The sequence below is a fragment of the Devosia sp. XK-2 genome, from assembly GCF_037113415.1.
Taxonomy (GTDB): domain Bacteria; phylum Pseudomonadota; class Alphaproteobacteria; order Rhizobiales; family Devosiaceae; genus Devosia.
In genome coordinates this window covers 3,433,294-3,445,912 of the sequence record NZ_CP146608.1, presented here as the reverse complement: position 1 = coordinate 3,445,912, position 12,619 = coordinate 3,433,294, and the positions used below count along the sequence as shown (strand labels likewise).

Sequence of the window (12,619 nt, the reverse complement as noted above, 5' to 3'; positions counted from 1 at the left end):
ATGCGCAGCAATTGCGGGAGTGTCGAATGTTAAAGTGGATCGGCCTGATTGTCGGGGGCCTTGCGAGCCTGTCGATTATGCCGGTCAGCGCCCAAAGCATGCTCGATCCGCATCCGCTGGCCGGTGTGGTCGATGAATTGCGCTTTGGCCTGCATGCCCATGACGTGCATCACGCGGCCTTGCCTTTCCTGGTGCAGGATTGGGATTTGAGCCGCGTTGAAGATATCAGCTTTGACGTGCTCTTCACCTCGCCGGATGCCGATATATTCCGCTGGATCGGATCGCCCCGGCCCGAGGTCGGTACGACCATCAGCCTGGGCGGCCGCGACAGCCTGGTTCACGCCAATCTGACCTGGCAATTGCCGGTCTTCGATACGCCGGTCTATCTCGAAGCCGGTCTGGGTGCGGCCATTCACGATGGCGCCCTGACCGGGGCGGCGCCCGGCCGGCAGAATTTTGGCTGCCGGATCAATTTCTACGAGCGCTGGGGCGTGGGGCTCAATGTGAGCGAGACGGCCACGGCAACCCTGACCTATGAGCACACCTCGAACAATGACTGGTGCGCGGCCAATGACGGCCTGTCCAATTTCGGCCTCCGCTTCGGCTGGAAGTTCTAGCCGGCCTCAGGCCGCCTGGCCGGCGGTCCAGCCTGAGGCCCAGGCCCATTGGAAGTTATAGCCGCCCAGCCAGCCCGTCACGTCCACCGCCTCTCCGACAAAGAAGAGGCCCGGAACCTGCCGCGCCATCATGGTCTTGGCGTCGAGCCCGGTGGTGTCGATACCGCCCAAAGTCACCTCGGCGGTGCGATAGCCTTCCGAGCCGACCGGCTTGAGGGTCCAGCGCGACACCTGCTCGGCGGCCACTGCCAGCTTCTTGTCCGAAAGATCCCCAACCATGCCGGGCTGGTTGAACATGTCGCCCAGAAGCTGGGCAAGGCGCTTGGGCAGTTTCTCGCTCAACACGGTTTGCAGATGCAGTTTGGGCGTGGTCTGGCGCGCGGCGCGGAACAGCTCCAGCGCGTCCTCGCCGGGCAGCAGGTTGACCGAAATGGTGTCGCCCTCGCGCCAATAGGACGAGATTTGCAAAATGGCGGGGCCGGAAAGGCCGCGATGGGTGAATAGAAGCGCTTCCTCGAACTGCGTCTTGCCGTGGCCGACAATGGCATTGGCGGAGACGCCGGCAAGGGGCTTTAATTGCTCGAGCGCACCGGGCTCGAAGGTCAGCGGCACCAGGGCCGGTCTGGTCTCGGTGACCTTGAGGCCGAATTGCCGGGCAATGTCATAGGCCAGGCCCGTGGCCCCCATTTTGGGGATGGATTTGCCACCGGTGGCCACCACCAGGCTCGAGGCGGTCACCCGTCCATCGCCGATCATGACGTCAAATTCATCGCCGGCCCTTTCCACGCTCCCCACCTGCCGTCCGGTCCAGATAGCGGCGCCGGCGGCGCGCAGGTCATTGGTCAGCATGGCCACGATCTGGGTGGCCGGGCCGTCACAGAAGAGCTGTCCCAGCGTCTTTTCGTGAAAGGCAATGCCCTGTTTCTTGACCCGGGCAATGAACATCTCGGGCGTGTAGCGCGACAACGGGGAGAGCGCAAAACGTGGATTGCTGCTCAAAAAGCGTTCGCGGCCAAGCTGGTGGGTGGCATTGATATTGGTGAAATTGCAGCGTCCGCCGCCCGAGATGCGGATTTTTTCGCCCGGATCGCGGGCATGGTCCACCACCAGCACCTTGCGGCCGCGCTTGCCCGCCTCTATGCCCGCCATCATGCCGGCGGCGCCGGCTCCCAGAATGATCACGTCGAAATCGGGCATTCTTTTCCTCGGTTCGGGGCATTCAGCCCTGCGCTGGCCTGCCCTTGGGCTTGACCCGAGGGCCACTCTCAATGCGGTATGCGCTGGTAATGGTCCTCGGATCAAGTCCGGGGACGGCACCGTCTTGGAAGAGGCATGGCTGGCAAATTCATTGACTCTTTCCTATTTCGGCGTATGACAAGTCCTGCTTTTTCATAGGAAGCCTCGTTCGTCATGCGCAGCCGCAGCAGCATCAAAGCCGCTCTTGCCACCACCCGGTTCACCACCGGGGGCATGCCTGCCATGACCAAAACCACCAAAACCGCCTGACGCTTTTCCCCGGGTCGCACTCCCGACGGGGAGAGGCGCAAAAGCACTGACCGCGATGGCCCAGCCCATCGCGCGGGGGGCGAAAATGGTAAGGAACCGGAGTTCCATTATGGGTTATCGCGTCGCTGTCGTCGGGGCCACAGGCAATGTGGGCCGCGAGGTTCTCAATATTCTGGCCGAGCGCAAGTTCCCGGCTGACGAAGTCTTTGCGCTGGCATCGTCCCGCTCCATCGGCAAGGAATTGTCGTATGGCGACAAGGTGCTCAAGGCCAAGGACCTGCAGCATTTCGACTTCTCCACGGTCGATTTCGCCATCATGTCGGCCGGTGGCTCGATTTCCAAGGAATGGGCGCCCAGGATTGCCGCGGCCGGGGCCATTGTGATCGATAATTCGAGCTATTGGCGCTATCACTCGGATGTGCCGCTGGTCGTGCCGGAAGTGAACGCGCATGTGCTGGATCGTTGGCTTGCCGATCCCAAGCGCACCAATATCATCGCCAATCCCAATTGCTCGACAGCGCAGCTGGTGGTGGCGCTCAAGCCTTTGCACGATGCCGCCAAGATCACGCGCGCCGTGGTTTCGACCTATCAGTCGGTCTCGGGCGCCGGCAAGGAAGGCGTGGACGAGCTGTGGAACCAGACCAAGGGCATTTTCGTCAATGACAGCCCGACCCCGGGCAAGTTCCCCAAGCAGATCGCCTTTAACGTCATCCCGCATATCGATGTGTTCATGGAAGACGGCTACACCAAGGAAGAGTGGAAGGTGCTCGCCGAAACCAAGAAGATCCTCGATCCCAAGATCAAGGTCACTTGCACGGCGGTGCGCGTGCCGGTCTTTGTGGGGCATTCCGAAGCGGTCAATCTCGAATTTGCCAATCCGATCACGGCCGACGAGGCCCGCGATATCCTGCGCGAAGCGCCGGGCGTCTCGGTCATCGACAAGCGCGAAGCGGGCGGCTATGCGACCCCGGTCGAGAGCGTGGGTGAATATGACACCTATGTCAGCCGTATCCGCGAGGATGTGACGGTCGAAAACGGCCTCGCCCTCTGGGTAGTCAGCGATAATCTCCGCAAGGGCGCGGCACTCAATACGGTGCAGATCGCCGAGACTCTGATCGAAAAGGGCTACAAGGCCCGGGCTTTGGCGGCTTGATCTCGACTATTCTTCTCCCCCTCGGGGGAGAAGGTGGCGCGAAGCGCCGGATGAGGGGGACACTTCCACAGCCGCTTGCGTTGTGGTCAGTTCCCCCTCACCGACTCGGCTGCGCCGAGCCACCTCTCCCCGAGGGGGAGAGGAATAAGGCATCGGCACCGCGTCAGAGGTGCCCTGAAAGTTTCGCGCATGCCGCTTCGCCACATCCTCCTGGCCCTTCTGGTCGTCGCCATCTGGGGCTTTAATTTCGTCGTGATCAAGTTGAGCGTGGAGGCCATGCCGCCGATCCTGGCGGCAGCGCTGCGCTTTGCGGCCGCCGCTTTCCCGGCCGTGCTGTTCGTCAGGCCCCCCAAGGCGCCGGCCTGGATCGTTGTCTCGTTCGGATTGGCCTTTGGCGTGGCGCTTTACGGCTTTCTCAATCTGGGCCTGGCCTGGGGCATGCCGGCGGGCCTTTCTTCGCTGGTGCTGCAGACCCAGGCCTTTTTCACCATGGTGATGGCCTTTGTGCTTCTGGGCGAACGGCCGAGCCGCTTTCAGGTCATCGGTGCCGGCATTGCCTTTGCCGGCATTGGTGTGATCGCCTCGGAGCGGCTGGAGGTCACCAATCTTTTGCCACTGGGCCTGGTGCTGCTGGCGGCTCTGAGCTGGGGCCTGGCCAATGTGCTCACCAAGAAGGCCGGCAAGGTCAATGCGATCTCGTTTACGGTCTGGGGCGTGCTGGCCGCGCCCTTACCGCTTCTGGGCCTGTCGCTCATGACAGAGGGCTGGCCGGCTATTTCGGCGGCGCTTCGAGAGTTTTCCTGGTCCGATGCGGGGTTGATCGCCTTTCTGGCCTATCCGGCGACGCTTTTGGGCGGCGGCATCTGGAGCTGGCTGCTGGGCCGGCACCCGGCATCGGTGGTGGCGCCCTTTACCCTATTGGTTCCCATTACCGGCCTGGCATCGGGCTATCTGGTGCTGGGCGAGACCGTCACGCGGATCGAAATATTGGGGGCCCTGCTGGTGATCTGCGGGCTGATCGTCACCCTGCGCAAGGCCAGGAAAAGCGAGCCGCCCATTCGCCTGGACTAGCCGGGAAAAAAGGCCGCCATTGGCGGCCTTTTCTTGAACTTAGTCCTCTGACGTGTCGGACAGCGACCCGCCCGGGTCGAGCGGTGTGGCCGGCGCGCTCATCGTGTCGTCGCCGGGTGCGGGTGCAGGCACGCTGCTGGGCTGGAGCGCGTTCAGCTCATCGACGTTCAGGCTGCCATTGGCATCGAGATCGGCGGCGTTGAATTCGTCTTCGGTCAGATCGGGCCAGACGGCCTGCAATTCTGCAAAGCTCAGCTCGCCGCTGGCATCCAGATCGACGTCGGCAAAGCTCATGGGCGTCTGGGCCAAAGCCGGCGCTGCCGCCATGGTCAGGACGGCGAGGCCGAGGGCAAATTTATGCATGGGAAAGGGTCTCCAGGTTGGGGTGTCCACACCCCGCATGTTGAAAAGCCGCGGCCACCCCGGGACGATTGGGGTGGCCGGCTGTGCGCCCTTTAATGCGCCTTGCACCCGGTATTTTGGGGGCGCCGGTGCAAGGGGCGGGGCCACCAGGTCTTATTCAGCAGCCGGGGCTGCGGAAGCGGCGACCAGGGCGTCATATTCCTCGATCGAAAGCTCGCCATTGCCATCGGTATCGGCGGCAATGAAGGCCTCTTCGGTCAGGTCCGGCCAGGCCACCTGGGCCTCGGTCAGCGAAACGCCACCGCTCATATCGGTATCGACCGAAGCGAAGTCGGTCGCGGCCTGGGCCATGGCGGCACCGGACAGGCCGAGGGCGAACAGCGAGGTCAGGACGATCTTCTTCATGGGGTAACTCCATGTTGCTTTTGAGGAGGAACGGCACGCGGTTCGAACCGGTGCCGGCGGGGCGCTGCTTGGCGATCCGCGAGACAGACAATCGCGGCCCAATGTGGCTCGCGCTGGCCGGCACAAGGGCGTGAGCGGACAATTTCCGCGGCGTTTTTTGGGCATTGTGAGGTGCTTGCGGTGCGGGGGCTTGCCAATCACGGTTGCGTGAAAGCGCGCCTGCCGGCAGTCGTGTTCACACTCTAGTGATCACGATCATGGCCGGCTCAGTACAGATTTGCGGCAAAACCGGGATAAGCGGGCCGAGGCAAATGCAGGCGTCAGGCTTGTCCGGAAAAAGCGGGGCGGGGCATTAAGCCTCAGAGTTGGGGGCGGATAAAATCGCCATTATTGTCCATGATCCACAATTCGCCGGTCGAAATATCGAACCAGGCGCCGTGTACGGCCAGCACACCCTCGTCTTCGAGCGATTTGACATAGGGGAAGGTGCGCAGATTGCGGATGGAATTGCGGATCGATATCCGTTCCATGGCCGTCTGCCGCTCGGCATCGGTCATGAGCCTGTTCTGACCCAATTGGCTGGGCAATTCTCCCAGCATGCTCATCCATTTGCCGATGAAATCGCCGCTATCGAGCGGTTTCATATGCGGGTCGAGCGCGGCGGCAATGCCACCGCAGCGGCCATGGCCCATCACCACGATATTGGCGATGTTGAGCCCCTTGATGGCAAATTCGATTGCCGCCGAAGTGCCGTGCTGGCCGCCATCGGGCTGGTAGGTGGGAACCAGATTGGCCACATTGCGCAGCACGAACAGCTCGCCCGGGCCGGCGTCGAAAATCATTTCGGGCGCCGCGCGGCTGTCGCAACAGGCGATGATCAGCGTGGTGGGTTTTTGCCCGGACTCCGCGAGGTCGCGAATGCGCTCTTTTTCCCGGGCATAGCGTCCGGACATGAAATTGGCGTGGCCGTCGAGAAGGTGCTGAGGAAAGCTGTGCATGTCGTTTCGATTAGCTGTAAGAGGCGACAAGATCAATTCCCGGCATTGGGATGCCGGAGCATAGGGGTCATGCATGCTAATCTATCGTTTCCTCAGCGGCGAGGATGACAGCGCCTTTTGCCACAAGGTGACCAAGGCACTCTCGGAAGGCTGGGAGCTGCATGGCAGCCCCACCTATGCCTATGACGCGGTCAGCAAGAAAATGCGCTGCGGCCAGGCGGTGACGCGTGTGGTCAAGGACCAGCCCTATGATCCGGAAAAGAAGCTGGTGGACTACTGACCGGCCGCAGGCGAAATCGCTCCAGTGGAGCGATTTCAGGTCAGGAGGCCACGAGACCTATGGTCGAGTGGCGGCTCGAATGGCGAGCAGCGACCAATCCCTGATATCGCCAGGAAAACGGTTCCGCCCTCGGACTTGATCCGAGGGCCAATACGAGCGCCCGAGGTGTTGAGACTGGCCCTCGGGTCGGGCCCGGGGGCGGCGCGGTGGGGGGCGAAGCACTCCGCCCGTCACCAAATCACTTCCACGAAAGCAGGAAGCCTCGTTTCGGTCGCTGCGGCCGGAATAGTTCGGGCAGACTAGCCCAGTCGCTGCAGCGCCAGGTGCTGGAGCAGAATAATGGTCTTGGCATCCACGATGCGGCCGTCGCGCGTCATGGCCATGGCCTCGTCGAAACCGAGTTCGACCAGTTCGATTTCCTCGCCCTCATGTTCCAGGCCGCCACCGGCATGGCGCAGCGTGTCCGCGCCATAGCGGGCAATAAAAAGGCTCACCTTTTCGGTCAGCGAGCCGGGGCAGGTATAGATATCGCAGACATGGCTGATATCGGCCGGCTCGTGGCCGGTCTCCTCGAGTGCCTCGCGCGCCGCCGCCTCTGCCGGCGCGTCACCATCGAGCAGGCCGGCACAGACTTCGAGCAGGTCGGGCTGATCGCCATTGAGCAGGGGCGGCAGCCGGAACTGGCGCACCAGCAGCACACTATTGCGGTCCCTGTCATGCAGCAGCATGGCCGCGGCGCTGCCATGGTCATAGACCTCGCGCTCGAGCCGCTGCAGCGTGCCGTTTTTATGCCGGTAGTCCAGCGTGACATTGGAGAGCGTGCCCCAATTCTTCGCCAGCAATTTCGCGCCGACAATGGTGATGCGTTCGGTCATGTCCAGGCTCCGTGCTGCCGCATCGCATAACCCATCCGCCATGCTCACGATAGGCGGCTTTTCCTCCTCTGCCTGGTCCGGCCGGCTGAACGGCAGCTAAATGGGCGGTTCACGCTGGCGTGAGCTGGTCTGGGCTAGACGATGCGCCATCAAAAGGCAGGCCAGGCGCCTGCCACATCATTGAAATGGAGATCTATTGTGACCAAAACCAAATTGCTTCTTGCCGCCGGCATGGCCCTTGCAAGTCTGATGAGTGCCGCACAGGCCCAGGCGGCAACCCGCGAAGTGGATATCGGCATGGAAACCTTTGCCAATCGCTGCGTCGATCAGGGCGGCGTCTTTGCCGCCGATATGCCGGTGCTGACCTGTCTTGTCGCCTCGGTGCAGGTGGACTGTACCTTCCTTGACACGCACTATGCCGAATGCAGCTGGCCCGGCATCGACAATCGCGTCGCCGTCAACCGGCTGATCGGCATGGCCGATGCCAGCACCCTGTCCGGCGGGGGCGGCAGTGCGGGCGGCAAGGGCGGTGGCATCGACCTGCCGGATTTCCCGATCAAGTGGAAATAAGACTGTCTACCGCCGGGCTCGCCCGGCGGTTTTGCTTTCCGCCGTCCAGTCCTGCCGGGTCCAGATCGTTTTGTCGTCAGGCTGGCGCGGTTTTGCCGCCCGTTCCCAAAAACAATTTTCATTTTAGGCGCTTCCCAGATTTGCGCGGGTCGCATTCATCGTCCCCCTCCCCCTTGAGGGGAGGGGTTAGGGGTGGGGGTGGTTATCAGGCCACCGATGGACCCCCACCCTCAATCCCTCCCCTCAAGGGGGAGGGAGGCGAAGGAGCCGATACTTCCCCACCTGGCCAGGTCATGGCTGCAGCCGCACGTCGAACAGGCTGTTCGTTCTGCGAACAAAGTGCGGGATGCGCCAAAAGTTGCATTCTCTCATGGTCTCAGGGCTTTGATTTCGTAACCATTGGGCGTTAAAGACTCGAACCATTCCAAACTGGACGCGACATATGCGCCGCATCAGGAAAGGCCCCGGAACGCCCCATGTCGGTTAGAGCCCGTCCCACATCCCCGCATCTGCAGATCTATCGCTGGACCGTCACCATGGCGATGTCCATCATCCACCGGATCACCGGCATCGCCAATTATGCCGGCATGGCGCTTTTGGCCATCTGGCTCCTGGCGGCCGCTTTGGGCCAGGATGCGCTGACCCAGGTCAATTACATTTATGGCAGCTGGTTCGGCCAATTGGTGCTGTTCGGCTTCACCTGGAGCCTGGTGCATCACATGTGTGGCGGCTTGCGCCACTTCGTCTGGGATTTTGCCGTGATGATGGAGCCGGGACAGCGTGAGCGCATGGCCTGGGCCACGATCATCGCTTCGGTGGTCCTCACCCTCCTGATCTGGACATTGTTTGTGTGGATGGCCTGACATGCGTGACACCGTGATAACCACCGACAAGATCGCCAATCCCAAGACCCATTATGGGGATGCGAAGGCCTCCACCCGCCATTTCATCACCCAGCGCACCACCGGCGCCATCAATATCGTGTTCCTATGCTTCCTGCTCTTCGTCATCGTGCGCCTGGCCGGGCAGGACAGGTCCGATGTCGTTGCGCTTTTGGGCAATTGGTATGTCGGCCTGCCCTTTGCGGCGCTGATCGCCATTGCCACGGTGCATATGCGCAATGGCATGCGCGATACGCTGGAAGATTACCTGGCTGGCTCGATGTATCGCCTGGCCATGATGCTCAACACGCTCTTCTGCCTGGCCGTGGCGCTGCTCGGCGCTGGCTCCGTGCTTAAAATCGTCTTCTGGGGTTGATCAAAATGGCTGAATACGAACTGATCGACCACGAATTCGACGTTGTGGTGGTGGGTGCCGGCGGCGCGGGCCTCCGCGCCACGCTGGGCATGGCCGAACAGGGGTTCAACACCGCCTGTATCACCAAGGTCTTCCCCACCCGGTCCCACACCGTGGCGGCGCAGGGCGGCATTGCCGCTTCGCTGCAGAATATGGGCCCCGACAGCTGGCAGTGGCACATGTATGACACCGTCAAGGGGTCGGACTGGCTGGGTGACAATGACGCCATGGAATATCTGGCGCGCGAGGCCCCGGCGGCGATTTACGAGCTGGAACATTATGGCGTACCCTTCAGCCGCACCAATGAGGGCAAGATTTACCAGCGCCCGTTTGGCGGCCATATGACTGAATTCGGCGATGGTCCGCCGGTGCAGCGCACCTGTGCCGCCGCCGACCGCACCGGCCACGCTATTCTGCACACGCTTTATGGCCAGTCGGTCAAGAATGATGCGCAGTTCTTCATCGAATATTTCGCGCTCGATCTCATCATGGGCGATGACGGATCGTGCCAGGGCGTGATCGCCTGGAAGCTCGACGATGGCACGCTGCATCGCTTCCGCGCCAAGACCACGGTGCTCGCCACCGGCGGCTATGGCCGCTCCTATTTTTCGGCCACCTCGGCCCATACCTGCACCGGCGACGGCAATGGCATGGTGGCCCGCGCCGGCCTGCCTTTGCAGGACATGGAATTTGTGCAGTTCCACCCCACCGGCATTTATGGCGCCGGTGTGCTGATTACAGAAGGCGCGCGCGGCGAGGGCGGCTATCTCACCAATTCGGAAGGTGAGCGCTTCATGGAGCGCTATGCCCCCAATGCCAAGGATCTGGCCTCACGCGATGTGGTCAGCCGCTGCATGACGCTGGAAATCCGCGAAGGCCGGGGTGTCGGCCCCAAGAAGGACCACATCTACCTGCACCTTGATCACCTTGATCCCAAGGTTCTGCATGAGCGCCTGCCGGGCATTACCGAAAGCGCCAAGATTTTTGCCGGCGTTGACCTCACCCGCGAGCCCATCCCGGTCCTGCCCACGGTGCACTATAATATGGGGGGCATTCCCGCGAACTATCACGGCGAGGTTTTGAACCCGACCGCCGAGGACCCCAATCGCATTGTGCCGGGCCTGATGGCCGTGGGCGAGGCGGCCTGTGCCTCGGTGCATGGCGCCAATCGGCTGGGTTCGAACTCGCTGACCGATCTCGTGGTGTTCGGCCGCGCCGCCGCCATCCGGGCAGGCAAGGTGATCGACAAGGCCGCGCCGGTGCCGGGCATCAACAAAGCCCAGGACGAGAAAATCCTCGCCCGCTTTGATCGCCTCCGCAATGCCAATGGCTCCCAGCCCACGGCCAAACTGCGCGACGAGATGCAGCGGACCATGCAGGCCGATGCGGCCGTGTTCCGCACCTCTGACTCGCTCAAGAACGGCGTCAAGGCGATGACCGAGATTTATGGTCGCCTGCCCGACGTCAAGGTCACCGACCGCTCGTTGATCTGGAATTCGGACCTGGTGGAAACGCTCGAGCTCGAAAACCTCATGACCTGCGCTATCGCCACGGTGGTCTCGGCCGAGGCCCGGCACGAAAGCCGCGGCGCGCATGCGCATGAGGATTTCCCCAATCGCGACGATCAGGAATGGCGCAAGCATACCCTCTCCAGGGTCGATGTCGGCAATGGCGCGGTGGATTTGAGCTATCGTCCGGTGATCACCGATCCGCTGACCCCACAGGCAGAGGGCGGCATCGATCTCAAGAAGATCGCGCCCAAGGCTCGCGTCTACTAGGGAAAGGCAGATGTGTCATTTGTGCGAGGAACGCAGCTATGACGGAGGCCGCAGCAATGCGGTGCCGGTGGCCCCGGCCGCCAAGCCGTTGCCTGCGCCCAAGCCGGGGCAGCCGGCCGGACAGGTGCGCAAATGAGTGACGCTGGCTATTCAGGCACGCCGCTGGCGCAGAAGCTGGGGCTCAAGGATGGCGGGCGCGTGCTGTTCGTCGACCTGCCGCGCGCCCTGTCGGAGCTGACTGTGGCGCGTGACTTCGCCCAGCTTGGGGACATTGCGCTTGATGGCCTGGGCGCCGAGAAGGGGCCCTTCGATTTCATCCACCTGTTCACCACCTCCCGCGCGGTACTGGAAAATGTGGTGGAGCGGTTGAAGGCGCTGATCGTGCCCGATGGGATGATCTGGGTAAGCTGGCCCAAAAAGGCCGCGAAGGTTGCCACCGACGTGACCGAGGATGTCATCCGCGATGCCGCCCTGCCCAGGGGCCTTGTGGACGTCAAGGTCTGCGCCGTGGACCAGACCTGGTCGGGTCTGAAGCTGGTTATTCGCAAGGAGTTGAGATGAAGCGTCTCATCGCATGTGTGCCACTGCTTTTGCTGAGCGTTCCGGTGTTTGCCGCTGCCCCCACAGCAGCACAGAAGGACGAGTTTTACCGGGTCTGTATGGATATTTCAGAAAATCGAACGCTTTGCGCCTGCAAGGCCGATGCGGCCATGAGCCTGATCGACGAGCGCTTCATGGGCGTGGTCATCGCTGCGATGAAGGGCGGCTCGCTCGCTGTCAGCGAGTCCGTCACCTATGACACTTATATCCGCAGGTCGAACCAGGTCTGCAAGCCGAACTACTGATCGGACGAAACGGAATTTCCTTGGGGCGAAAACCCCGAAGTTGAGAAGGAAGAGCGAAGAAAATGGCCGAACTGACATTGCGCAAGGCCGACCAGCCGCAAAAGGGCAAGACCTGGCCGAAACCGGAAGGCGCGACGCGCCTGCGCGAGTTCCATATCTATCGCTATGATCCGGACAAGGCCGACAATCCGCGCATCGATACCTATTTCGTCGATCTCGACAATTGCGGTCCGATGATCCTGGATGCGCTGCTCTATATCAAGAACAATACCGATCCGACCCTGACGCTGCGCCGCTCCTGCCGCGAGGGCATTTGCGGGTCCTGCTCGATGAATATTAATGGGCTCAACACGCTGGCCTGCACCAAGGGCATGGATGACTCCGCGGGCCCCATCAAGATCTACCCGCTGCCCCATATGCCGGTGGTCAAGGACCTCGTCCCCGACCTCACCAATTTCTACGCTCAGCACCGCGCCATCGAGCCCTGGCTCAAAACCACTTCGCCCACGCCCGACAAGGAGTGGACGCAGTCAGTCGAAAACCGCGCCAAGCTCGACGGGCTTTACGAATGCATTCTGTGCGCCTGCTGCTCGACGTCCTGCCCGTCTTATTGGTGGAATGGCGAGAAATATCTCGGGCCCGCTGCGCTGCTGCAGGCCTATCGCTGGCTGATCGACAGCCGCGACGAAACCACGTCGGAACGGCTCGACAATCTTGAAGACCCCTTCAAGCTTTATCGCTGCCACACCATCATGAACTGCGCCAAGGTCTGCCCCAAGGGGTTGAACCCGGCCAAGGCCATTGCCCAGATCAAGAAGATGATGGTGGAGCGCAAGGCCGCTTAAGGCCTGCTTTTGCTCGA

Annotated in this window: 16 protein-coding genes; 11 read left to right on the top strand and 5 right to left on the bottom strand. The window is 61.9% G+C overall.

Annotated features, from left to right (window positions below):
• Positions 1–26: 26 nt before the first annotated feature.
• Positions 27–617 carry an acyloxyacyl hydrolase gene (locus V8Z65_RS16925; RefSeq protein WP_338721319.1) on the top strand — a complete coding sequence of 197 codons (591 nt, stop codon included), beginning with the start codon at positions 27–29 and terminating at the stop codon, positions 615–617.
• A 6-nt stretch (positions 618–623) separates the two neighbouring features.
• On the opposite strand, the gene V8Z65_RS16920 is transcribed toward V8Z65_RS16925, so the two are convergent.
• Positions 624–1,814 (bottom strand): NAD(P)/FAD-dependent oxidoreductase, encoded by a 1,191-nt coding sequence (locus tag V8Z65_RS16920; RefSeq protein WP_338721318.1) that lies wholly within the window; start codon positions 1,812–1,814, stop codon positions 624–626.
• Positions 1,815–2,232: 418 nt separating this feature from the next.
• Here V8Z65_RS16920 and V8Z65_RS16915 point away from each other — a divergent pair, with 418 nt between their 5' ends.
• Positions 2,233–3,276 (top strand): aspartate-semialdehyde dehydrogenase, encoded by a 1,044-nt coding sequence (locus tag V8Z65_RS16915; protein WP_338721317.1) that lies wholly within the window; start codon positions 2,233–2,235, stop codon positions 3,274–3,276.
• Positions 3,277–3,465: 189 nt separating this feature from the next.
• Positions 3,466–4,347 carry an EamA family transporter gene (locus tag V8Z65_RS16910; protein WP_338721316.1) on the top strand — a complete coding sequence of 294 codons (882 nt, stop codon included), beginning with the start codon at positions 3,466–3,468 and terminating at the stop codon, positions 4,345–4,347.
• Positions 4,348–4,386: 39 nt separating this feature from the next.
• Here the strand turns inward: V8Z65_RS16910 and V8Z65_RS16905 are convergent, their stop codons facing one another.
• The 3 genes from V8Z65_RS16905 to V8Z65_RS16895 form a co-directional block, all read right to left on the bottom strand.
• The gene (locus tag V8Z65_RS16905) at positions 4,387–4,710 is read right to left on the bottom strand and encodes a hypothetical protein (RefSeq protein WP_338721315.1); all 324 of its coding nucleotides are present in this window, start codon (positions 4,708–4,710) and stop codon (positions 4,387–4,389) included.
• A gap of 153 nt (positions 4,711–4,863) precedes the next feature.
• Positions 4,864–5,115, bottom strand: coding sequence for a hypothetical protein (locus tag V8Z65_RS16900; RefSeq protein ID WP_338721314.1), 252 nt, complete (start codon positions 5,113–5,115; stop codon positions 4,864–4,866).
• A 359-nt stretch (positions 5,116–5,474) separates the two neighbouring features.
• Positions 5,475–6,113: a carbonic anhydrase gene (locus tag V8Z65_RS16895; RefSeq protein ID WP_338721313.1), complete on the bottom strand. Its 639-nt coding sequence runs from the start codon at positions 6,111–6,113 to the stop codon at positions 5,475–5,477.
• A 73-nt stretch (positions 6,114–6,186) separates the two neighbouring features.
• Here V8Z65_RS16895 and V8Z65_RS16890 point away from each other — a divergent pair, with 73 nt between their 5' ends.
• The gene (locus V8Z65_RS16890; protein WP_338721312.1) at positions 6,187–6,393 is read left to right on the top strand and encodes a DUF1737 domain-containing protein; all 207 of its coding nucleotides are present in this window, start codon (positions 6,187–6,189) and stop codon (positions 6,391–6,393) included.
• A 299-nt stretch (positions 6,394–6,692) separates the two neighbouring features.
• Here the strand turns inward: V8Z65_RS16890 and V8Z65_RS16885 are convergent, their stop codons facing one another.
• Positions 6,693–7,268, bottom strand: coding sequence for an NUDIX domain-containing protein (locus V8Z65_RS16885; protein WP_338721311.1), 576 nt, complete (start codon positions 7,266–7,268; stop codon positions 6,693–6,695).
• 198 nt (positions 7,269–7,466) lie between these two features.
• Here V8Z65_RS16885 and V8Z65_RS16880 point away from each other — a divergent pair, with 198 nt between their 5' ends.
• From V8Z65_RS16880 to V8Z65_RS16850, 7 genes are all read left to right on the top strand, one after another.
• Complete coding sequence (locus V8Z65_RS16880) at positions 7,467–7,838, top strand: hypothetical protein (RefSeq protein WP_338721310.1); 372 nt, start codon at positions 7,467–7,469, stop codon at positions 7,836–7,838.
• Between the two features lie 476 nt (positions 7,839–8,314).
• A complete protein-coding gene (sdhC, locus tag V8Z65_RS16875) occupies positions 8,315–8,701 on the top strand; it encodes a succinate dehydrogenase, cytochrome b556 subunit (protein WP_338721309.1) in 387 nt (128 codons plus the stop codon).
• 1 nt (position 8,702) lies between these two features.
• Entirely contained in the window at positions 8,703–9,095 is a 393-nt protein-coding gene (gene sdhD / locus V8Z65_RS16870) for a succinate dehydrogenase, hydrophobic membrane anchor protein (protein WP_338721308.1), read from the top strand.
• A gap of 5 nt (positions 9,096–9,100) precedes the next feature.
• On the top strand, positions 9,101–10,912 hold the full coding sequence (gene sdhA, locus V8Z65_RS16865; RefSeq protein WP_338721307.1) for a succinate dehydrogenase flavoprotein subunit: 1,812 nt from the start codon (positions 9,101–9,103) through the stop codon (positions 10,910–10,912).
• A 132-nt stretch (positions 10,913–11,044) separates the two neighbouring features.
• Positions 11,045–11,473: a DUF3052 domain-containing protein gene (locus V8Z65_RS16860; protein WP_338721306.1), complete on the top strand. Its 429-nt coding sequence runs from the start codon at positions 11,045–11,047 to the stop codon at positions 11,471–11,473.
• A complete protein-coding gene (locus V8Z65_RS16855; protein ID WP_338721305.1) occupies positions 11,470–11,757 on the top strand; it encodes a hypothetical protein in 288 nt (95 codons plus the stop codon). The genes V8Z65_RS16860 and V8Z65_RS16855 overlap by 4 nt, the downstream gene beginning before the upstream one ends.
• A 62-nt stretch (positions 11,758–11,819) precedes the next feature.
• On the top strand, positions 11,820–12,602 hold the full coding sequence (locus V8Z65_RS16850) for a succinate dehydrogenase iron-sulfur subunit (RefSeq protein ID WP_338721304.1): 783 nt from the start codon (positions 11,820–11,822) through the stop codon (positions 12,600–12,602).
• Positions 12,603–12,619 lie beyond the last annotated feature (17 nt).